Genomic DNA, 19,586 nt, shown 5'->3' with positions numbered 1-19,586 from the left:
TTCAGTGGCTTGCCTGCTGGCCGCGAAAGCGCGCCAGGGCAATGATGTTGCGGGTGGTGGGCATGGGGATCGACATCTGATCGGCCAGCTCAATGACGGCGTCACCGATGGCGGCCAGTTCCAGCGGGCGACCTTTGTCGTAGTCCTGAAGCATCGACGTACGCACTGCGCCCATACCTGCCCCCAGTTCGAAAAAGGTCTGCGGGTCGATCCTGACCCGTGCGCCGTGCGCCGCTGCCGTCAACAGGGTTTCCTGCAGGACGGCGCTGACCAGATGGCGCAGCTCGGGCAAGCCATAGATCTGTTCGAGGGTCGCGCCGGTCACCACCGACAGGGGGTTGGAGGTGATGTTGGCGATGATCTTGGTCCACAGTTGATCGCGGATGCGGTCCGTTGCCCGGGCTTCGATGCCGGAGGACTCGATCATCTGGCGCAGGCGTTCCAGGCGCGGGCTGAGGCTGTTGTCCGGTTCGCCGACGACCATCAGATGCGGGTTGTTCGATTCCACCACTGCCGTGCCGGTGGTGCTGGCGGTAATAAACACTACGCAGCCGATGATCTGATGCCAGTCCAGTGCTGCGTCGAGCTGGCCGTCCGGATCGACCGCCTGCACCTGGCGATCAGCAAAACGGCCGCCCTCGCCGTGGAAGTACCACCAGGGCACACCGTTGACCACCGGAACAACCATGGTCTCCGGGCAGATCATCGGTTGGATCTGCCGCAGCATTTCGCCCAGGGCCGGTGCCTTGGTGCAGAGGAAAATCACGTCTTGCGTGCCAAGCTCGCTAGCGTCTGCGCTGGCCTGGACCTGCACGTGATGACGCCCATCCAGATCGTTGAGCACGATGCCGTCCCGGCGAATGGTGGCCAGAGTTTCGCCGCGGGCGAGAACTGAAACCTGCTGGCCGCCTTTCACCAGACGGGCGGCGAGGGTGCAACCAATCGCACCGGCACCGGCGATGCAGACGCGTAAAACAGGATGATTCATGACTGCTCCAGGTCGGGGTGAGTCGGCCCACTATGGCGGGCCGACGTCGTACACAGGTGGCTCAACCGGCCAGCATTTCCTGATGCTTGCTGGCCAGCCCCAGGTAGGCCTCGATGACTCGCGGGTCGTCCGCCAACTGCTTTGCCGGGCCTTGCATGGCGATCTGTCCGGTTTCCAGTACGTAGGCGTAGTCGGCGACGCGCAGTGCCGCGCGGGCGTTCTGCTCAACCAACAGGATCGAAACCCCTGTCTGGCGCAGGGCGGTAATGATGCGGAAGATCTCTCGGGTGATCAGCGGCGCCAGGCCCAGGCTGGGTTCGTCGAGCATCAGCAGCTTGGGCTTGGCCATCAGTGCCCGGCCGACCGCGAGCATCTGGCGTTCGCCGCCGGACAGGGTGGCGGCCAACTGGTCGCGGCGCTCCCAAAGGCGCGGGAATAGCTCGTAAATTTCTGCCTGGGTCTGGGCCAGATTGCGGTCGCCGCGTCGATAACGCTGGAAGGCGCCGAGTTGCAGGTTGTCAGCCACGCTCATGCTGGTGAACAGCTCGCGTTTTTCCGGGACCAGGCCCAGGCCACGGGAGACCATGACCTCAACCTCGGGCACCGCTTCCAGGCTGCCATCGAAATCCACTCTTCCACGAGAACCGAGCACACCCATGATGGCGGAGAGCAGGGTGGTTTTCCCGGCTCCGTTGGGGCCGATGACCGTGACGATCTGGCCTTGGCCGACCCGCAGGCTGGCGTTGCTCAAGGCTTCGACCTTGCCGTAGGCCACGCACAGGTCATTGACTTCCAGTACGGGGTTGGCGGTGCTGTTGGTGATGATTGATTGCGGCTTGAGTTGGCTGTTCATCACTCGGCTCCTCCAAGGTAGGCTTCCAGCACGGCGGGGTCTTTCTGTACGTCTTCCGGCAAGCCCTGGGCGATGCGTTGGCCAAACTCCATGACCACCACGCGATCCACCAGGCCCATGACGAAGTCCATGTCGTGCTCAACCAGCAGGATCGCCATGCCTTCGCTGCGCAAGCGGCTGAGCAGAATGCCCAGCGCTTCTTTCTCTTTCAGGCGCAGGCCGGCGGCCGGTTCGTCGAGCAGCAGCAGGCAAGGGTCGGCACACAGCGCTCTGGCGATTTCCAGGATGCGTTGCTGACCCAGCGCCAGGCTGCCGGCTTCTTCATATAAACAGTCACCGAGACCCACGCGCTCCAGCTGCCGTTTGGCTTCATTGAGCAGGCTGGCTTCCTCGTCCCGGTCCAGATGCAATGCGGCCGCCACGACACCTTTGTTGCCGCGCAGATGCGCACCGATGGCGACGTTCTCCAGTACGGTCATGGTGGGCAGCAGTTTGACGTGCTGAAAGGTGCGACTCATGCCCATGCGCGCCACTTGTCGTGAGCTCATGCCGTTGATGCTTTTGCCCATGAACAGCACATCACCGGAGGTCGGCGTATCGACCCCCGAGAGTTGGTTGAACATGGTGCTTTTGCCCGCGCCGTTTGGCCCGATCAACGCGAGGATTTCCCCGGCATGGATTTCCAGGTTCATGTCGTTGTTGGCGACCAGACCGCCGAAGCGCTTGGTCACATTGCGCGCTTCAAGAATCAGCTGACCGTGCTCAGGCAGCTCGCGACGCGGCAGTTGCGCCACCTGGTCATTGCCCATGGGCAAGCTGCGCTTCACCGTGAAACGCTTGCGCACCAGCCCCACCAAGATAGGCCACAGACCGCCCGGTGCACGTTGCATCAGTACCACGATCAACACGCCAAACACGATGGTTTCGTAGTTGCCGGTGTTACCCAGCAAATGCGGGAGCAAGTCCTGTAGCCATTGCTTGAGCAGGGTCAGGATCCCGGTGCCGAGCAACGCGCCCCAGACGCTGCCAACGCCGCCGATCAGGGCCATGAACAGATAGTCGATGCCCATGTTGAGACCGAACGGCGTCGGGTTGACGAAGCGTTGCGTGTGGGCATACAGCCAGCCGGAGATGGCGGCAAATACCGCTGAGATGACAAAGATCACCATCTTCGAGCGGAAGGTATTGATGCCCATGGATTCGCCCATCACCTGACCGCCCTTTAGCACTCGAATGGCGCGGCCCTCGCGGGAGTTGAGGAGGTTCTGGGTAATGACGATCGCCAGTAGCAGCACGACCCAGATCAGGTAGAAAATTTTCTCGCCCTTATCGAGCTCGATACCCAGCAGTGAGATTGAAGGCAAGCCACTGACACCGGTATGACCCCCCAATGACTCGACCGTACCGAACAGGTAATAAAGCGACAGTCCCCAGGCAATGGTGCCCAGTGGCAGGTAATGCCCGGAAAGCTTGAGGGTCATTGCGCCCAGAATCATCGCTACGCTGACGGTCAACACCACGCCTATCAGTAAAGCCAGCCAGGGTGAGCTCCCTGCCCAAGCCAGCCAGGCGGGGAGTTGTTCAGTAGTGGTCAGGTACGCCGAGGTGTAGGCACCCAGGCCGACGAATGCCGCCTGACCAAAACTGGTCATGCCGCCTACGCCCGTCAGCAACACCAGGCCCAGCACCACCAGGGTATAGAGGCCGATGTAGTTGAGCAGCGTCACGTAATAGGGCGGTAACAGCAGCGGCGCGATGCCGAGCACGGCCACCAGCGCCAACAACAGATAACGAGGGTTCATTCGTCTTCCTCCACATGCCGACTGGTGAATGAGCGCCACAGCAGAAAAGGAATGATCAGGGTGAACACGATGATCTCTTTGTAGTTACTGGCCCAAAACATAGAGAAGGCTTCGATAAGGCCTACCGCGACCGCGCCCATGGCGGCAATCGGGTAGCTGACCAGGCCGCCGATGATGGCACCGACGAACCCCTTGAGGCTGATGATGAAGCCGGAATCGAAATACAGTGTGGTGATCGGTGCGATGAGAATCCCCGACAGCGCGCCGATGAACGTCGCTACCAGAAACGTCGCCTTGCCTGCCAGAGTTGGCGAGATGCCCATCAAACGCGCACCCATGCGATTCACTGCGGTGGCGCGCAACGCTTTGCCGTAAAGGGTGCGCTCGAAGAACAGGAACAGCCCGACGATCAATCCCAGAGACACCGCCAGCACCCAAAGTGTCTGGCTGTTGAAGGTCACCGGACCCAGTTCCAGGCCGGCTTCGGAAAACGGCCGGGTTCGGGCGCCTTCCGGACCGAACAGCAGCAGGGCGATACCGACCATGCTTACGTGCACCGCAATCGACACGATCAGCAACACCAGCGAGCTGGCCGAGGCAATCGGTTGAAACACCAGCCGGTAAATCTGCGGGCCCAACGGCACAACCAGCGCCAGGGTCAGCAATGCCTGAATAGCCATTGGCAGATCGGCCAGCGGCAGCTTCATGATCAGTACGACCATCAGCAGGGCATAGCCGAGCTTGGCGAGGATACGTTTGGGGAACAGGAAGCCGCGACTGGAACGCGCCGCAGCGTATAGATCCAGGGCGCAATCAATGATGGTCAGCCCCAGCAGCAGCCAGACCAGTGCGGTCGGGTGGCCTTCCTGCAAAGTGGCCATGGTCAGCGCGCCATAGGTAACGAACTCGCCCTGGGGGATCAGCAGAATCCGCGTCACGGTAAAGACCAGCAGGATCGACAGCGCCAGCAGCGCATAGATAGCGCCATTGGTGATGCCATCCTGGCCCAGCAGCATAGCTATCTGGAAATTCATAATGATGACTCTTTCAACGAGGTGATGACCTGCCGATGGCTGATGCAGGCCATTCGAACGCTCCGATGGCCCGGCATCAGGTATCGGTCATTTGTCCTTGAGCAGTGTCCAGTTACCGTTCTTGACCTGAATCATGACCCGGCCACGTTCGTCAAAGCCGCTGTGGTCAGTGGCGGTCATGTTGTACACGCCCTGAGTGGCGGCCAGCTCGTGAGTGTTTTCCAATGCATCGCGCAGGGCGCTGCGGAAGGCCGGGGTGCCGGGCGCAGCGATTTTGCTGGCGACAGGAATGGCGCGTTCGAGCAGCAGCCCGGCGTCATAGGTGTTGGCGCCGAAAGTCGCTGGCTTGCTGCCGTTGAGCTTTTCGTACTTGGCGATGTAGTCGCTGGCGATGGTTTTGGATGGGCTGTCCGGCATTTCGTCCAGGACCAGCATCATGCTGGCGGCAAGGATCGTGCCCTCGACTTTCTTGCCACCCAGTTTCAGGAAGTCTTGCAGGGCTGCCCCGTGTGTCTGGTACATCTGGCCGCGATAGCCCTGGTCGAACAGGGTGGTTTGCGGCATCACCGACGAGCTGCCCGGTGCGGCGATAAGCACGGCATCCGGCCGCGCAGAAAGAATCTTCAGGCTCTGCCCGGTTACCGAGGTGTCCTGGCGCTGGAAGCGTTCGCTGCCGACGATCTTGATGTTGTTCTCCGCAGCCAGGCCGGTCACTACCTTGGCCCAGTTTTCGCCATATGGGTCGGCCGTACCGATAAAGCCCAGGGTTTTGATGCCTTTTTTGCTCATGTTCTCGAACAGCGCCTTGGCGATCAGATCATCGTTCTGCGTGGTCTTGAACACCCATTTCTTCTGCTCGGTCATCGGTAGCACCACTGCAGCGGTGCCCACCGGTGCCAGCAATGGAACGCCAGCTTCAGCGACGAATTGCAGCACACCCATGGCGTTCGGTGAGCCGCTCGGCCCGATGATCGCGTCGACGTTGTCCTCATCAATCAGTTTCTTCAGCGCCTTGACGGTCGCGGTTGGATCGCTTGCGTCATCCAGGGAAATGTAAGTGATCTTCTGATCGCCCGCTTGAGCTGGGAGCAACGGCACGCTGTTCTTCTGCGGTAGGCCTACCAATGCGATAGGGCCTGTGGAGGAGGTGATGACTCCCACTTTTACATCTGCCTGAGCAAAGGATGCGAAGGCTGCACTCAACAGTAACGTGGACACGGTTTTCTTGAAGAACATAACTCTCTCCGTAGCGTTGCAAGGCGAAGCAAGGGCGCGATTTTTTAAAAGGTCGTCTCCATCACCACGGGGTGCGGTCGCGAGCGCTCTTGTTGAAATCCCTCAGCGCCAGACTCTTGGGGCGAGACTTGGCGGCGCTGCTCGACTTGAGCGAACCCTGGTCGATGGGCAGATCAAGCGATAGCAGGTTGCATGCCAGAAAAAGTAACGCCCCGCTTCGGGACACGCTTCGTGCCCGGTGGTGACGGGCCGCTGATAACCGATTTTTGCCTGGGATTTTTCCGCGCCCAGCACCGGGTTCCGTAGGGACCCTGACGCTGTGCGAACTGCGTGGGCATGGGGCTTGTAGAAAGAAACCTATCGATGAAAAACAGAGGTTTTCAGGGGGGGAACACACGATAAAAAATCGCAAAAAATGACCGGTAATTACAGTAGATTTCATGTGATTTTTTTATTTTCAGAGGCCGGATTTTATCGCGTCATTGCCTGGGTTGATCTGCTGCCGCGTCAGCCGGTTACAGTGATAAATCCCCGGATAAACTGGCTATCTATCTGATATACAAAGAATTTATTTGCTTTTCATGACTGGCAAATCAATTTGTTGGCTGTTACCAAAATGCACGTCAACGGTGCGCGATGGCTTAAAAGCGCACCGTAAATACACACTTATTTATTTCGCAAAATTCAATTGACAATTCACGTAAATATTACGATTTTAGATTTAAGCGTTTGGCAGGGCTTTGCTGTTCGGCCTGCGAATCCGAAGCGTGTTTCGATTGAATTGAATAGACAGGTGATGGGCATGACGATTGTCGTCCAGGAATTAGAGTTGGGAGCTTCAGGCTTGTCGGTGATGGTTAAAGACACCATCGATATCGCAGGCTTCCCGACCTGTGCTTCCAGCCGTGCCTTGGCCGATGCGCCCGCTGCGGAGCAGCACGCTGAAGTTGTTGAGCACCTGTTAAGCAGCGGCTGCCGGATCATCGGTAAAACCAGCCTGCATGAGCTGGCGTTTGGCACCACCGGGATTAACAACTGGACCGGCACTGCGATCAATCCGCGGTTTCCATCGCGCATTCCTGGTGGCTCGTCGAGTGGTTCAGCCGCTGCGGTTGCGGCCGGCCTTGCGGACTTTTCCATTGGCACCGACACCGGTGGTTCGGTGCGCATCCCGGCAGCCTGTTGCGGCGTATTTGGCCTCAAGCCCAGCTTCGGCCGTATCAGTCGTAAAGGGGTAATGCCCGAGCACAGCAGCCTCGATTGCGTCGGGCCGTTCGCCGACAGCATTGATCTGCTGATCAAAGGCATGGCTGCCATTGATCCGGGCTTCGGCGAACTACCCGGCACCGACGACATCACCATTGGCGTGGTGCCGGTGCTGGCCCGGCCGGAGATTCAGGCCGCAGTCGACGCGGCATTGCAGGCCGGCGGTTTTGCGCTCAGCGAGCAACCATTACCCGGTATGCAGGCCGCCTACGAAGCAGGGCTGGATGTGATCAATGCGGAAACCTGGTCTGCATGCGGGCATCTATTGGCGTCCGGCAAGGTCGGTGAAGACATCGCTTCGCGACTGATGGCTGCGCAGTTCACCAGCCCGCAAACACTGACGAGCGCAGAAGCAATTCGTCTGTCGTTCACCGCTGAGGTCGATCAAGCCCTGGCCCGTACACCGATCCTGGCGATGCCGACCATGCCGGACTATCCGCTGTTGTTGGTTGACGCAACTGATACCCGCGCCGTGATCGGCATGACCGCTTTCGTTCGTCCCTTCAACCTTTCCGGCCACCCGGCACTGACGATCCCGTTGATGGGCGAGTCTGGGCTACCGGTGGGCCTGCAACTGATTGCCGCCAAGGGTGCGGACGAACTGCTCTGCGCAGTCGCCCGCCAACTGGTTCGTCAACTGGAAGATTAATGTCATGCCTGAATTGGAGAAAACCGTGTCTTCACTAAGCGAACTGGCTTATCGGCCCTCGGCGCCGATCACCGAGAATCCTGCTTTTCATAGCTTGCTGGACGAGATCCGTGTACGTGCTCGCAGCGAAGAATTCGACCAGCAGAAATTTATCTCTGCGGATGTCATCGAACGCTTCAAAAGCCTGGGTGTGTATCGCGCGCTGGTCCCGAAACGTTTCGGCGGCGATGAGCGTTCGCCTGCCGAATTCTGCCAGATGGTGGAAGAAATCGCCCGTGCCGATGGCTCGGCAGGCTGGGTGGCAAGCTTCGGCATGAGCCCGGTTTACCTCTGCGCGCTGCCGCTTGAAACCATTAAAAAGGTGTACGCCAAGTCCCCTGATGTGGTGTTTGCCGGGGGCATCTTTCCGCCACAGCCTGCCACTTTCGTCGAGGGGGGGCTGAATGTTAATGGCCGTTGGAAGTTTTCCAGCGGTTGTATGGGCGCTGAGCTGATCGGCGTCGGCATCAGCCCGAAAAATGGTGAATCGGTAGGCTTGCCACGTCTGGCTGTGATGCCCCGTGACAAGGTACAAATCGAAGAAACCTGGAACGTGGTCGGCTTGATTGGTACTGGCAGCCATGACGTGGTGGTCAAGGACGTGGTGGTGCCCGAGGAGTGGACCTTCGTCCGTGGTGGCGCTTCGAACCTTGACGAGCCGTTCTTCCGCTACCCATCGCTGTCGTTCGCCACCCAGGTGCTTTCGGTGGTCGGGTTGGGCGTTGCCCGGGCGGCACTGGACGAGCTGAGCGGCATGGCCAGTGGGCGTATTTCCGTGACCGGCGCCCCAGCTCTGGCTGATCGGCCGTTGGCACAAGTGGAAATGGCCAAGGCCGAAGCGGCGTTGCGTGCGGCCCGCGCCTGGTTCTACGAAGCCATCGATGCCGCCTGGGCCAGCGTGCTGGCAGGTGATCCGGTGTCGGTGGAGCAAACCAACATGCTGCGTCTGTCCTCTACCCACGCGACCCGCGTTGCCGCCGAAGTGGCGCGCAGCGCGCAGATGCTTTCGGGCATGAGCGGTGTATATCGCACCAGCCCATTGTCGCGCTTCGTCAACGACACCCAGGTCATCACTCAGCATGCCTTCATGGGCGATATGACCTACCAGAACGCCGGGGCGATTTTCTTCGGCAACAAGCCGCTCCCCGGCTATCTGTAATTCATTTTTTCTACTGATTGGGTAACTCACATGACTGACAAAAAACCATTGCGCGTGCTGTTCTGCATGGGCATCAACCAGAACTTCTTCGACGCACCGCGTGAAGAACAGCTGGAAGTCTGGGCGGCGTTCAGCGCCATGTGGAACGGCATTCACGACCTGCCAGGTGTGAAGGTATTCGGCAACATGGACGACGATCAGAGCATGGTCGGTCCGTCCACCGGCTACCCGTGGACCACCTACCTGCTGGCTGATGTGCCGGACATCGAAACCGTCAATGCCGCGTGCAACCTGTTCCGCAGCACCCCGGTGGGCGAGGGCACTTACAAGCTCTGGAAGTACGCCAAGGTCGAGGCCCGTACCGGCCGCGAACTGATCATTCAGCGCTGATCGTCTAGAGAGCTCATCGCCATGAACCACGAACTTCGCCTCGAACAGCTTGAACAGCGCCTTGCGCAGCTGGAAAGCGAAAACGCCGTTCGCGCCTGCATGAATCGCTACATGGTGCTGTGTGACGACCTGGGCGTCGATTCGCCGCTGGATGAGCTGGCCGGGTTGTTCAGCGAAGACGCGATCTGGGAAGGCAAAGGTGCCAAGTACCAGAACGCATTCGGTGGCTATCGGGGCCGGGATTCGATCAAGGCGATGTTCGCAACGTACATGGTCGAGCCAGCGCACTTTGCCCTCAACGTGCACTTCCTGACCAGCGAGCTGATCCGTGTTGAAGGCGCTCGTGCCAGCGGCAGTTGGGTGATGTTGCAGACCTCGACCTTTGCCAGCGGTGCTTCGCATTTGAACAGCGCAAGGCTGAGCGTCGAGTTTCAGCAAGACCCTGAAACAGGCGTGTGGAGCATGGCGCACTTTGTCACCGAGAACCTGTTCAGTCGGCCGGTAGACACCTGGAACAGCAACGCATACCTGCCGGTGCCTGATAAATCTGGCCAGTGACAGCAACATTTTCTGAGAGTCGGCGAGCAATGCCGACGAGGAGCCACCGTGACTAATCTGATCAACGCCGTGAACCTGGAGGTCAGCCCCGCTGACCTGATCAAGCACGACCGCGTGCACACCTCGCTGTACACCGACGCCAAGCTGTTTGACGTCGAACTGGAAAAGATTTTCTACAGCACCTGGGTGTGGGTCGCCCACACCAGTGAAATTCCAGATTCGGGCAGCTACAAAAGTACCTTTATCGGCAAGCAGCCAGTGATTGTGGTGCGTGACCGCAAAAAACAGGTTCATGTGCACCTAAACCGCTGCCGCCATCGCGGTGCCACGGTCTGCGAACACAAGAAAGGCAAGACCAACAGCTTTGTCTGCCCGTATCACGGCTGGAGTTACGCGCTGGATGGTTCATTGCGCGGTGTGCCAAGCCCGGAAAGCTACGGCGACTGCCTGGACAAGGGCGAGCTGCCTCTGGTGAGCCTGCGTGTTGAAGAGTATGCGGGCATGTTGTTCGCTACCTTCAAGGACGACATCGAGCCGCTGGTGGACTTCCTTGGCCCGGCCAAGAAATGGATGGACCTGTTCATGAAGCAGGGCGCCGGTTACCCGATCAAGGTCCCGGGCGAACACCGTTTCCGTTTTCCGGGTAACTGGAAAATCCAGCTGGAAAACACCACTGACGCCTACCACTTCCCGCTGGTGCACAAGTCGTTCCTGTCCTCGGTGGATGAAGAAACCCTCAAGCTGTTCGATTTCGTCGAAGGCCCTGGCTACGTCGAAGACCTGGGCAATGGCCACAGCGTGATGGTGATGATCCCCGATCTGGTGGACCTGGAAGCCGACCTCGACAGGCCAATCCCTGAGCGTTTTGAAGGCTTGGCCGCCGAGTTGCGTGATGAGGGCATCGAAGAACAGCAGGTGCGCCGTATCGTGCGCGCCGTAGGTGGTTCGGGTTTCAACCTCAACCTGTTCCCCAATGTCGCTTGCTCCATGGCGTTTTTCCGGGTGCTGCAACCGATCTCGGTGACCGAGACCGAGATCCACCACTCGGTGATCACCATGGACGGCGGCCCGGCCGTAGCCAACCGCTACCGCCTGCGCCTGCACGAACACTTCCAGGGCCCGATGGGCTTTGGGACCCCGGACGATTCCGAAGCCTGGGAGCGCGTGCAGAAAGGCGCCAGTGCTGGCGAAGACCTGTGGATCATGCTCAACCGTGGCCTGCCGGGCGAGAAGCCGACCGAAGACGGCCTAGTCAGCGACGTGAGTGCCGAGACCGGCATGCGCGCGGCCTACCAGCAGTGGAAAAAGATGATGTCGGCGGAGAGCAACTAAATGAATCTGCAATTACTGAATCAAGTCACGGCTTTTATCTGGGCCGAAGGCGACATGCTCGACCACGGCGAGTTCGACACCTGGTTAAGTCTTTGGAGCGAGAAGGGTACGTACATCATCCCGATCGACCCTAACGAAGAAGACTACGAGAACACCCTGAACTACGCCTATGACGATCATCACATGCGTCAGTTGCGAATCCAGCGTCTGACCGGCGGTGAGTCGATTTCCACCAGCCCGCAGCCGCGTACTGTGCGCACCTTGTCACGCTTTCGCGTGTTGTTCGAAAGCGATGAGCACGTAACGGTACGTTGCGCGCAGAACGTGCGCGAGTTCCGCAAGGACTCTTTCAAGCACTACAGCGCGGATATCGTCTACGAATTGGAGCGTGTCGGCGACCGTTTGCGGATCCAGCGCAAGCTAGTCCGCCTGATCAACTCTGACGACACCCTGGCTTGTCTGGGCTACATCCTCTGAGGTTTTCATCATGACCCACATAGCATTGGTGACCGGCGCAGGACAGGGGTTGGGCAGCAGCATCGCCGCAGAACTGTTCAAGGCCGGTTATTCGGTGGTGATCACTGATCGCCTGCTTGAGCAGGCCCAGGCCGCTGCAGCAGCACTGGATCCGACGGGCGAACGCGTCATGGCGCTGAAGCTGGACGTCTCAAGCAAGGCTGATTTCCAGGCCGCACTGGCTGCAGTCATCCAGCGCTGGGGCGTCTTGCACGTGGTGGTCAATAACGCCGCCATGACCATGACCACCCCGGTAATGGAGATCAGCCCGGAAGAGTTCGATCAAGTGGTCAGCGTCAATCAGCGTGGCACCTTTGTCGGTTGCCAGGTGTTCGGTGCCTATCTGGCGAGCCAGGGTTACGGGCGGATCATCAACATGGCCTCCCTGGCCGGGCAGAACGGCGGCACCGCCACGGGTGCGCATTACGCGGCGTCCAAAGGCGCCATCGTGACCCTGACGAAGATCTTCGCCAAAGAGCTGGCGGCCAACGGCGTGACCGTCAACGCCATTGCGCCGGGGCCGATTGAATCCCCGGCCGTGCGCGCTGCCGTGCCGCCAGAGCGTCTGGAAAAGCTCATCGAGGGCATCCCGGTCAAGCGTCTGGGTGATGCCGGTTTTCTTGGAAAACTGGTGGTGCAACTGGCGGGTGAGGACGCGTATTTCACTACTGGCGCGACCTGGGATGTAAATGGCGGGCTGTTTATGCGCTGAAGGCTCTTCATGCGCTAAGTGCATTTGCCTTGTAAACCCGGCCCGCCAAGGTGGTCCGGTCTCAACGAAACAATGAAACAAAAAGCGGGATGCTCGGATATGAGTGATCAAATGTTGAAAGTCGTAGTGCGCAAGCGTGAAGAGCAGGGCGACGGTGTGGTGGTCCTCGATCTGAGCGACCCGTCCGGTAATCCATTGCCGGCCTTCGAAGCCGGAGCTCACGTGGATATCCACGTCAAAGCCGGTCTCGTGCGCCAGTACTCACTGTGCGGCAACCCGGCCAATGCGGGCGTCTATCGCTTGGGAGTGCTCAAGGATCCGGCATCGCGAGGCGGTTCGGTGGCCGTGCACGACCTGCTGCTGGAAGGTCAGGAAATAGAAATCAGCGCACCGCGCAATCTGTTTCCGCTGGCAGCCGATGCCACCCGTTCAATCCTGATCGGCGGCGGGATCGGCATCACGCCAATGATCGCCATGGCCTATGCGCTGGAGTCGCTGGAAAGCGATTTTGAACTGCACTATTGCGGCCGCTCCCGTAGCCGCAGTGCGTTCCTCGACGAGCTTGAAAACGCCGATTTTGCCCGTCACGTCTTCACCCATTTCGATGATGAAGACGCCGCGCAGAAACTGGATCTGCCCGCCGTTCTCGGCACTCCGGCAGCGGGGGTGCATGTGTATGTATGTGGCCCGGCAGGCTTCATGGACTGGGTGATCAGCGAGGCCCTGAAGGCTGGTTATGCCGATGGTCATGTGCACCGCGAGTACTTCCAGGTGGAAGTCGACGTATCGGGCGCAGGCTTCGAAGTGGTTGCCGAGCGTAGCGGCAAGACCGTACAGGTCGCTGAAGGTCAGAGCATTGTCGACGCTTTGTCAGCAGTCGGGATCAAGATCGAAATCTCCTGTGAGCAAGGCGTGTGCGGCACGTGCCTGTGCGACGTGCTGGAGGGCGAGCCCGATCACCGCGACGTATATCTCACTGACGAAGAAAAGGCTGCGAACGACCAGATTCTGGTGTGTTGCTCGCGTTCAAAATCGAAAAAGCTGGTCTTGGATATCTAATCCAACGGAGGCAATACCATGGTCGATCTGACTGGATTTCGTAACGCAATGGCGCTGCTCGGAGGCGCTGTTTCGATCATTACCACGGATGGCCCTGCAGGCCGTTTCGGGTTTACGGCTTCGGCGGTGTGCAGCGTCACTGATTCGCCGCCGACGTTGTTGGTGTGCATGAATCGTTCATCGCAGGCCAATGTGCATTTCAAGACCAATGGCGTGCTCAGCGTCAACGTGCTGACTGCAGAGCATCAGGATATATCCGGGGTGTTTGCCAATCGAGACATGGGCCCCGAACAACGTTTTGCAAGCGCTCAATGGCATACCATGGAAAGCGGTGCGCCGATGCTGGACCAGGCACTGGTCAGTTTCGATTGCCGGATTGCCCAGGCTCATGAAGTGGGCTCCCACACGATTTTCTACTGTGAAATTCTTGATCTGTGCATGGGCGCCTCACAAGAAGGTCTGGTGTATTTCAATCGTGCCTATCACCGCTTGAGTAACGCGTCCTGATCAAGCGCCAGACTTTATATAATCGATAACTTCCCTTGCTGTGCATTTTGCGTGATGGCGAAGTTGCGTGCGTTGTGATTGATGTTTTCAACATAGAAAGCACAGTCGTTGACTGCCAGTGTTCATTTTTTCGTTTGTTCTGCTCCGATAATCAGTGCGCTCAGCACACATTACAAATGGGGATGTCAGATGTTTCAGGAAAAGATGTTAAGTCGTGGGATCAAATGCTTCAGCGTGATGGGGGTTATGTCAGTTCCGATGTTGGGGCAGGCTGCGGTAATTGATGACAGCCATTTGAAACTCGATGCACGTAACTTCTATTTGAATCGAAACTTCACTCAGGATGCCGCACCGGTTTCCGAAGTGCACAGCTGGTCACAAGGCTTTGACCTGCAATTCACCTCGGGTTATACCGACACGCCGCTGGCTTTCGGGCTGGACATGAACGCGCAATACGCCCTGCGCCTGGACTCATCCGGCAACGACGGTTCATTGCCGTACAGCGTCAGCGACCAGCAAACGGCGAAGGATTACAGCCGTGCAGGCGCCACGTTCAAAATGAAGTATTCGAAAACAGAATTGAAGATCGGTGATCACCGTCCACAACTTCCAATTGCATTCGATGACACCAGTCGCCAACTGGACACTATCTATCAGGGTGCAGTGGTCGAATCCAAAGAGCTTGACGGGCTGACGCTCACCGGCGGGCGTTACTGGTCCAACGTGACCCGTGAATCGTCAAACCACGAGAAGTTATACAAGTGGGGTTCGACGGATAACCTCGACAGTGACGGCATGGATTTCGGCGGCGGCACCTATCAGGTCACGAAAAGTCTGCAAGCCAGTTACTTCTATGCTGTGGTTCACGACATTTATAAACAGCATTATTTTGGTCTGTCGCACATGGCGGATCTGGGCGACGGCTATAAGTTTAAAACTGACCTGCGCTACTTCAATAACAACGAAGATGGCGATGCACTGAACGGCACAATCGATAACCGCTCATGGGGTACGTTATTCACCTTGCTTAAAGGCGGCCACATGTTCGGGGTCAGCTATCAGCGCATGTTGGGTGACAGCGTATTCCCGACCCTGAACGGCTACATACCGCAGCCCTATCTGGTGCATTGGTCATCCTTGGCATTTGTCCGCCCGGGTGAGCGTTCCTGGTCGGCGCGCTATGGCTATGACTTTGCGGCGCTTGGGGTTCCGGGTCTGAAACTCTTTACTCGCTACACCAAAGGCACCGACTGGAATCGCGGTGCCGGGCTGACCGACAACGAAGAAGCGGAGCGCAACATCAACGTCAGCTATGTGTTGCAAAGCGGTCCCCTCAAAGGCCTGGGTTTCGACCTGCGCAATATCCAGACCAAACAGAAGTTCGGCTCGGATTATGACGAGTACCGTTTTGCGACGACCTATACCTGGAATTTCTGGTAGGTCAGCGAAGGGCCGATCTCCCCCAGAGAAAGGTCCGAACCAGGCGGCAGCCCTGCCGTCTGGCTGATTGTCATCCGTGTATCGCCTTGCCTGGCCTACTCCTTGCCTTGAACATCACTCCCTGCAACCTAACGTCAAGTGGGTCCCCCCATGCACGCGCAACGGCAGCGCTTCAACGACGTCAACGCTCATGCCAACGCTATCCTCGGCTGGCAACAGACCTATGATCAGATGAGCGCCGGTAGTGCCCATACGGAGCTGACGCACTTGACCGCGGAGCGTTTCCAGATCTTTCGTGAGTGCCTGGACAAACGAGTGGTTCAGCACGGCGTTGCCCCTGCCCGAAGGTTCTGCCTGGCAATCCCGACAGGCCTGGGCCGGGCGGGTGTGTTTCAAGGCAGTAACGTGGAAGGCGCGGGTGTAACACTTCTTCACAGTGGTCAGGAGTTCTTTGTGCATGCTACCCAGGGCATGGACCTGCTGGCTGTCAGTGTCGATGCCGAGCGTATCGAACAGTTGGCCGAGCGTGAATTCAGCGCGCCCGAGCTGCGCAGGCTGAACAGAGTGAATCGGTTGAATGTCAGTCCGCAGTTTCTCGATGCGATACGCATCCAGTTGCAGGCGCTGGTTGATAACGTGCTAAGAGGTGAGACGCTGACAGAAGCGCAGCTTGAAGACCTGTTGCTGGAGCATGTACTGGTGCTGCTGGAGCAGGTATGCCAGGCGGGAGCGGGGCGTTCCGGAAACATCGCGGTCAGTGCCTATATCGTCAGGCAGACCCATCAAATGGCACTGGCCCGGCTGGACGAGCCGCTATCGGTGTTGCAGATCTGCGATGAGCTGGATGTCAGTCGCAGCACTTTGCAGCGCAGCTTTCTTGGTGTGACCGGCCTTCGCCCGGTCGAGTACCTGCGCGCGATGCGCCTCAATGCCGCGCGCCAACGACTGCAATGCACCCGCGCGGAGCAGTTTACCGTCGCCCGGGTGGCCAACGATACGGGCTTCACCCACCTCGGGCACTTCGCCGGTGCCTATCGTGCCCTGTTCGGAGAGGCACCCTCGGTCACTGGTCGTGTTGGCCCTTCGGTTCAGGAAAACCGTTCGAGGCGATAGGGCGCCGGGTTTACGAGCGGGGACGAGCCGTCGATCAAGTCTGCCGCCAGCTGTCCGGCTGCCGGAGCAGTGCCGAAGCCGTGGCCGGAGAAACCACTCGCCAGGGTCAGGCCTGGAAGCTGCCGGACCGGGCCGATCACCGGCAGTGAGTCTGGCGTCACATCGATGGTGCCAGCCCAGGCCTGCTCGATACGAGCCTGCGCAAACGCTGGCCACGCGGCCCTGAGGTTGGTCAGTGCTTCATGGTTCAGTGCAGGGTTCGCTGCCGGATCCTGAGTGCGAACTCGTTCGAAAGGGCTGACCGCACTGTCTGACCAGCGTCGAGCCAGAGAAAGGTCCTTGAAAAAGGGCTGGCCGAACGAGACGCGCAGCAATTTTCGCTGAGCTCGGAACTGTGGCAAATATCGCTGCGCCAGCAGGGCATGGTCTAGGGTCAACGGGGCGTCTAGCGCTCCGCGCTGGGTGATGATGAAGCCGCCGTCGATATGCTTGCGGAAGGAAAAGTCAGGACCGCCCACGGCAATTTCCGTCGGGCCTTCCATGGGGGCCGTGCGCAGAACCGAGCAGTTGAGTGGCAAGGTTGGCAACCTGACGCCCAGGTTGCCCAGCAGGCGTCGCGACCACAGCCCGCCCGCCAGCAATACCTGTTCGCAGCGAACCTCGCCGTGTTCGGTCACGACGCCATCGACGCACCCGCCCGCTGTCGTCACGCTGCGCACTGCGCAGTTCTCGACAATCACCACACCCCGGGCCATGGCGGCCCTGGCGATGGCGCTGGTTGCCAGGGTCGGCTCGGCGCGGCCATCGCTTTGAGTCAATATTCCACCCGCCCAAGGCTCTCTTCCGCCTGGTACGAGCTGGTTGATTTCACCGGGCGTCAGTAAACGTGAGCCCAATGACAGCGACTGTACCGACTCCAGCCAGCGCTCATGCATGGCCATCTGCGCAGCGTCACGGGCAACGAACATGATGCCTGCCTGGCGATAACCCACGTCGCAGCCTACTCTGCCTGGCAGTCTGGCCCACAAGCCATCCGCTGCAAGTGCCAGCGGCAGATCCTCGAAGTGGCGGCTGGTCTTGCGCACCCAACCCAGATTGCGTGAAGACTGCTCACCCGCGACTCGACCTTTTTCCAGGACCACCACGGGTACGTTGCGTTCGGCGAGTGCCAACGCAGCGCTCAGGCCCACGATTCCGGCGCCGATTATAACGACCGTAGTGGAGGACGGCGGTGCGCTTGCACAGTGCACCGGCGTGATGATGGGCGACATGTTCGATTCTCCTCGAGGACGGTTAGCGCTAGCGCTGCAGGTCAATCAGGCGGGTGGCAGCGGCAGAGGCCCCGCGGTAGGCGGTCACCTCAATCTCGACTTGGTAGACGGTCGAACCCAGCGGGGGGCAGGTAACCGTGCTCGCAGGGTCGATGCCGCGAAACTTTTCGCCGACAAGTGTCATCACTCGGGCAACATCGGCAGGGTTCTGGATGAACACCCTTGAGCAGACCACGTCGGCCAGCGTCGCATCCACCGCTGCCAGTGCGACCTCGATATTGCTGAATACCTGATGGGTCTGTGCTTCGAGGTTCTGCGGGATCTCCCCGGTCGATGGGTCACGACCGGCTGTATTGGAGACGTAAATCCAGTTATCGACGGCCACCAGACGTGAGTAGCTGCCCAGGTTTTCGTACTTTGACCCGGTCTTGAGTTTCGTGATCTGTACCATTGTGTTGCCCTCGTGATTGGGTGGATGAATCAGCTCAGCGCCGGGCTTTCCCACAGGTTGAGTCGAACCCCGACGCCGCGTTCGAGCGCCTGGCGGTAGACCACTGTGCCCCATGCCACATCCTCGACCGGCATTCCGCCCACCGACATGATGATGATCTCTTCAGCATTCAGCCGGCCAGGTGCGTCGCCCGCAACGATCTTGCCGATGTCCTCAAGCTGCTCGGGCAGCAGTGAGCCCTCGGCAATCATGTCCATAAAGCGCACGCCAATCACGGGCACATGGTTATGCGCGGGCTTGGGGAGTTCTTCGTACCAGGCTTCGTAGAGCCCGGTGTTGTCGACCACCTTGCGAACGTCGGCCTGCTCCATCCCGGCGTCAATGTTGCAACCGGCGGGCATGGCGAGGAAGGCACCCGGCTTGACCCATTCGCGCTCCACCATCGGGTAGCTGGATGGATCTCCGGTGGCTCCAGAGGTGCAAAAGGTCACCAGGTCTGATCCGCGCACTACGGCCTCGATACTGTCCACTACTTCGATGTGGGTAATCTGCGGATAGGTAGCTCGCACCCAGCCTATAAAGTCTTCCTGGCTCTTCTGCCCGCGGCCTTTAAGCTTGAGAGTATCGACCTGCTCACAGACGGCCATGAACGCAGCCACTGTGGTTTTGGCCATAACACCCGGACCAAGCACCCCGATAACTCGTGAATCGCGCCGCGCCAGATGGCGGGCACCGACCCCTGGAATCGCGCCGGTCCGGTAGGCTGACAGCAAATTGGCCGACATGTGGGCCAATGGGGCTCCTGTGTCGGGGTCGTTGAGGGTGAACATGAGGATCGAACGGGGCAGGCCTTTGTCGCGATTGGCAATATTTGAGCCGTACCACTTGACCCCAGCCGTGCAGAAGCTGCCACCTAGGTAGGCGGGCATGGCCATCATCCGCCGGTCGGCGGTTGGCTTGGGCATGTTCGGGAAGGGCGAGTCCTGGGGGAATGTGATCATCGCCCCATGAGAATCACTGTTGGGCCCCGCCATGCGGTAATCGCCTTGGTAGAGCAGGCCGAACATCTCCTCCATAGTGTTCACGCAGGCCAGCATGTCGGTCACGCCGGCTCGAATCATGTCCTGCTCGGACAAGTAGAGAAAGTCGATTCTTGTCGTTTTAGTCATGGCTTTTCTCGAAGTGATGGAAAGCATTGCAGCAGCTTGGGT

19 protein-coding genes are annotated in these 19,586 nt (G+C 59.1%); 11 read left to right on the top strand and 8 right to left on the bottom strand.

The window, feature by feature from the left end:
• Window position 1: 1 nt before the first annotated feature.
• The 5 genes from IV01_RS00990 to IV01_RS01010 form a co-directional block, all read right to left on the bottom strand.
• Window positions 2-988, bottom strand: coding sequence for a ketopantoate reductase family protein (locus IV01_RS00990; RefSeq protein WP_032631774.1), 987 nt, complete (start codon window positions 986-988; stop codon window positions 2-4).
• Between the two features lie 61 nt (window positions 989-1,049).
• Entirely contained in the window at window positions 1,050-1,841 is a 792-nt protein-coding gene (locus tag IV01_RS00995) for an ABC transporter ATP-binding protein (protein WP_032631773.1), read from the bottom strand.
• Complete coding sequence (locus tag IV01_RS01000) at window positions 1,841-3,643, bottom strand: ABC transporter permease subunit (RefSeq protein ID WP_050508053.1); 1,803 nt, start codon at window positions 3,641-3,643, stop codon at window positions 1,841-1,843. The genes IV01_RS00995 and IV01_RS01000 overlap by 1 nt, the downstream gene beginning before the upstream one ends.
• Window positions 3,640-4,677 (bottom strand): branched-chain amino acid ABC transporter permease, encoded by a 1,038-nt coding sequence (locus tag IV01_RS01005; protein ID WP_032631770.1) that lies wholly within the window; start codon window positions 4,675-4,677, stop codon window positions 3,640-3,642. Before IV01_RS01005 ends, IV01_RS01000 begins: the two co-directional genes overlap by 4 nt.
• An 87-nt stretch (window positions 4,678-4,764) precedes the next feature.
• Window positions 4,765-5,913, bottom strand: coding sequence for an ABC transporter substrate-binding protein (locus IV01_RS01010; protein WP_032631768.1), 1,149 nt, complete (start codon window positions 5,911-5,913; stop codon window positions 4,765-4,767).
• A gap of 802 nt (window positions 5,914-6,715) precedes the next feature.
• On the opposite strand from IV01_RS01010, the gene IV01_RS01015 reads away from it, so the two are divergent.
• The 11 genes from IV01_RS01015 (at window position 6,716) to IV01_RS01065 (ending at window position 16,653) form a co-directional block, all read left to right on the top strand.
• On the top strand, window positions 6,716-7,828 hold the full coding sequence (locus tag IV01_RS01015) for an amidase (RefSeq protein WP_032631857.1): 1,113 nt from the start codon (window positions 6,716-6,718) through the stop codon (window positions 7,826-7,828).
• Window positions 7,829-7,853: 25 nt separating this feature from the next.
• Window positions 7,854-9,026, top strand: coding sequence for an acyl-CoA dehydrogenase family protein (locus IV01_RS01020; protein WP_032631856.1), 1,173 nt, complete (start codon window positions 7,854-7,856; stop codon window positions 9,024-9,026).
• Window positions 9,027-9,056: 30 nt separating this feature from the next.
• Entirely contained in the window at window positions 9,057-9,416 is a 360-nt protein-coding gene (locus IV01_RS01025) for a hypothetical protein (RefSeq protein WP_032631766.1), read from the top strand.
• 21 nt (window positions 9,417-9,437) lie between these two features.
• A complete protein-coding gene (locus IV01_RS01030; RefSeq protein WP_032631764.1) occupies window positions 9,438-9,974 on the top strand; it encodes a nuclear transport factor 2 family protein in 537 nt (178 codons plus the stop codon).
• A 48-nt stretch (window positions 9,975-10,022) separates the two neighbouring features.
• Entirely contained in the window at window positions 10,023-11,306 is a 1,284-nt protein-coding gene (locus tag IV01_RS01035) for an aromatic ring-hydroxylating oxygenase subunit alpha (protein WP_032631763.1), read from the top strand.
• Window positions 11,307-11,783 (top strand): aromatic-ring-hydroxylating dioxygenase subunit beta, encoded by a 477-nt coding sequence (locus IV01_RS01040; protein ID WP_032631762.1) that lies wholly within the window; start codon window positions 11,307-11,309, stop codon window positions 11,781-11,783. It begins immediately after the preceding gene.
• Between the two features lie 10 nt (window positions 11,784-11,793).
• Window positions 11,794-12,534 carry an SDR family NAD(P)-dependent oxidoreductase gene (locus IV01_RS01045; RefSeq protein WP_032631761.1) on the top strand — a complete coding sequence of 247 codons (741 nt, stop codon included), beginning with the start codon at window positions 11,794-11,796 and terminating at the stop codon, window positions 12,532-12,534.
• A gap of 99 nt (window positions 12,535-12,633) precedes the next feature.
• Complete coding sequence (locus IV01_RS01050; RefSeq protein WP_032631760.1) at window positions 12,634-13,593, top strand: PDR/VanB family oxidoreductase; 960 nt, start codon at window positions 12,634-12,636, stop codon at window positions 13,591-13,593.
• 18 nt (window positions 13,594-13,611) lie between these two features.
• The gene (locus IV01_RS01055; protein WP_032631759.1) at window positions 13,612-14,100 is read left to right on the top strand and encodes a flavin reductase; all 489 of its coding nucleotides are present in this window, start codon (window positions 13,612-13,614) and stop codon (window positions 14,098-14,100) included.
• A 189-nt stretch (window positions 14,101-14,289) separates the two neighbouring features.
• Window positions 14,290-15,540 carry an OprD family outer membrane porin gene (locus IV01_RS01060; protein ID WP_032631756.1) on the top strand — a complete coding sequence of 417 codons (1,251 nt, stop codon included), beginning with the start codon at window positions 14,290-14,292 and terminating at the stop codon, window positions 15,538-15,540.
• 150 nt (window positions 15,541-15,690) lie between these two features.
• Complete coding sequence (locus IV01_RS01065) at window positions 15,691-16,653, top strand: helix-turn-helix domain-containing protein (RefSeq protein WP_032631754.1); 963 nt, start codon at window positions 15,691-15,693, stop codon at window positions 16,651-16,653.
• Here IV01_RS01065 and IV01_RS01070 read toward each other — a convergent pair.
• The 3 genes from IV01_RS01070 to IV01_RS01080 are packed head-to-tail and all read right to left on the bottom strand — an operon-like array spanning window position 16,629 to window position 19,544.
• Complete coding sequence (locus IV01_RS01070) at window positions 16,629-17,924, bottom strand: NAD(P)/FAD-dependent oxidoreductase (protein ID WP_032631751.1); 1,296 nt, start codon at window positions 17,922-17,924, stop codon at window positions 16,629-16,631. The two genes, IV01_RS01065 and IV01_RS01070, sit on opposite strands and share 25 nt — an antisense overlap.
• 28 nt (window positions 17,925-17,952) lie before the next feature.
• Window positions 17,953-18,375 carry a Rid family hydrolase gene (locus IV01_RS01075; RefSeq protein ID WP_032631749.1) on the bottom strand — a complete coding sequence of 141 codons (423 nt, stop codon included), beginning with the start codon at window positions 18,373-18,375 and terminating at the stop codon, window positions 17,953-17,955.
• A gap of 29 nt (window positions 18,376-18,404) precedes the next feature.
• Complete coding sequence (locus IV01_RS01080) at window positions 18,405-19,544, bottom strand: tyramine oxidase subunit B (RefSeq protein WP_032631748.1); 1,140 nt, start codon at window positions 19,542-19,544, stop codon at window positions 18,405-18,407.
• Window positions 19,545-19,586 lie beyond the last annotated feature (42 nt).

Origin of the sequence: Pseudomonas syringae (genome assembly GCF_000737245.1) — a bacterium.
Taxonomy (GTDB): Bacteria; Pseudomonadota; Gammaproteobacteria; order Pseudomonadales; family Pseudomonadaceae; genus Aquipseudomonas; species Aquipseudomonas syringae_J.
The sequence above is the reverse complement of the archived record's forward strand: the minus strand, read 5'-3'. Positions and strand labels throughout refer to the sequence as shown.

Excerpts from the sequence above, each read along its gene's own strand:
- IV01_RS00990 (WP_032631774.1), bottom strand. The coding sequence starts at position 988 with ATGAATCATCCTGTTTTACGCGTCTGCATCGCCGGTGCCGGTGCGATT.
- IV01_RS00995 (WP_032631773.1), bottom strand. The coding sequence starts at position 1,841 with ATGAACAGCCAACTCAAGCCGCAATCAATCATCACCAACAGCACCGCC.
- IV01_RS01000 (WP_050508053.1), bottom strand. The coding sequence starts at position 3,643 with ATGAACCCTCGTTATCTGTTGTTGGCGCTGGTGGCCGTGCTCGGCATC.
- IV01_RS01005 (WP_032631770.1), bottom strand. The coding sequence starts at position 4,677 with ATGAATTTCCAGATAGCTATGCTGCTGGGCCAGGATGGCATCACCAAT.
- IV01_RS01010 (WP_032631768.1), bottom strand. The coding sequence starts at position 5,913 with ATGTTCTTCAAGAAAACCGTGTCCACGTTACTGTTGAGTGCAGCCTTC.
- IV01_RS01015 (WP_032631857.1), top strand. The coding sequence starts at position 6,716 with ATGACGATTGTCGTCCAGGAATTAGAGTTGGGAGCTTCAGGCTTGTCG.
- IV01_RS01025 (WP_032631766.1), top strand. The coding sequence starts at position 9,057 with ATGACTGACAAAAAACCATTGCGCGTGCTGTTCTGCATGGGCATCAAC.
- IV01_RS01030 (WP_032631764.1), top strand. The coding sequence starts at position 9,438 with ATGAACCACGAACTTCGCCTCGAACAGCTTGAACAGCGCCTTGCGCAG.
- IV01_RS01040 (WP_032631762.1), top strand. The coding sequence starts at position 11,307 with ATGAATCTGCAATTACTGAATCAAGTCACGGCTTTTATCTGGGCCGAA.
- IV01_RS01045 (WP_032631761.1), top strand. The coding sequence starts at position 11,794 with ATGACCCACATAGCATTGGTGACCGGCGCAGGACAGGGGTTGGGCAGC.
- IV01_RS01050 (WP_032631760.1), top strand. The coding sequence starts at position 12,634 with ATGAGTGATCAAATGTTGAAAGTCGTAGTGCGCAAGCGTGAAGAGCAG.
- IV01_RS01055 (WP_032631759.1), top strand. The coding sequence starts at position 13,612 with ATGGTCGATCTGACTGGATTTCGTAACGCAATGGCGCTGCTCGGAGGC.
- IV01_RS01060 (WP_032631756.1), top strand. The coding sequence starts at position 14,290 with ATGTTTCAGGAAAAGATGTTAAGTCGTGGGATCAAATGCTTCAGCGTG.
- IV01_RS01065 (WP_032631754.1), top strand. The coding sequence starts at position 15,691 with ATGCACGCGCAACGGCAGCGCTTCAACGACGTCAACGCTCATGCCAAC.
- IV01_RS01070 (WP_032631751.1), bottom strand. The coding sequence starts at position 17,924 with ATGTCGCCCATCATCACGCCGGTGCACTGTGCAAGCGCACCGCCGTCC.
- IV01_RS01075 (WP_032631749.1), bottom strand. The coding sequence starts at position 18,375 with ATGGTACAGATCACGAAACTCAAGACCGGGTCAAAGTACGAAAACCTG.
- IV01_RS01080 (WP_032631748.1), bottom strand. The coding sequence starts at position 19,544 with ATGACTAAAACGACAAGAATCGACTTTCTCTACTTGTCCGAGCAGGAC.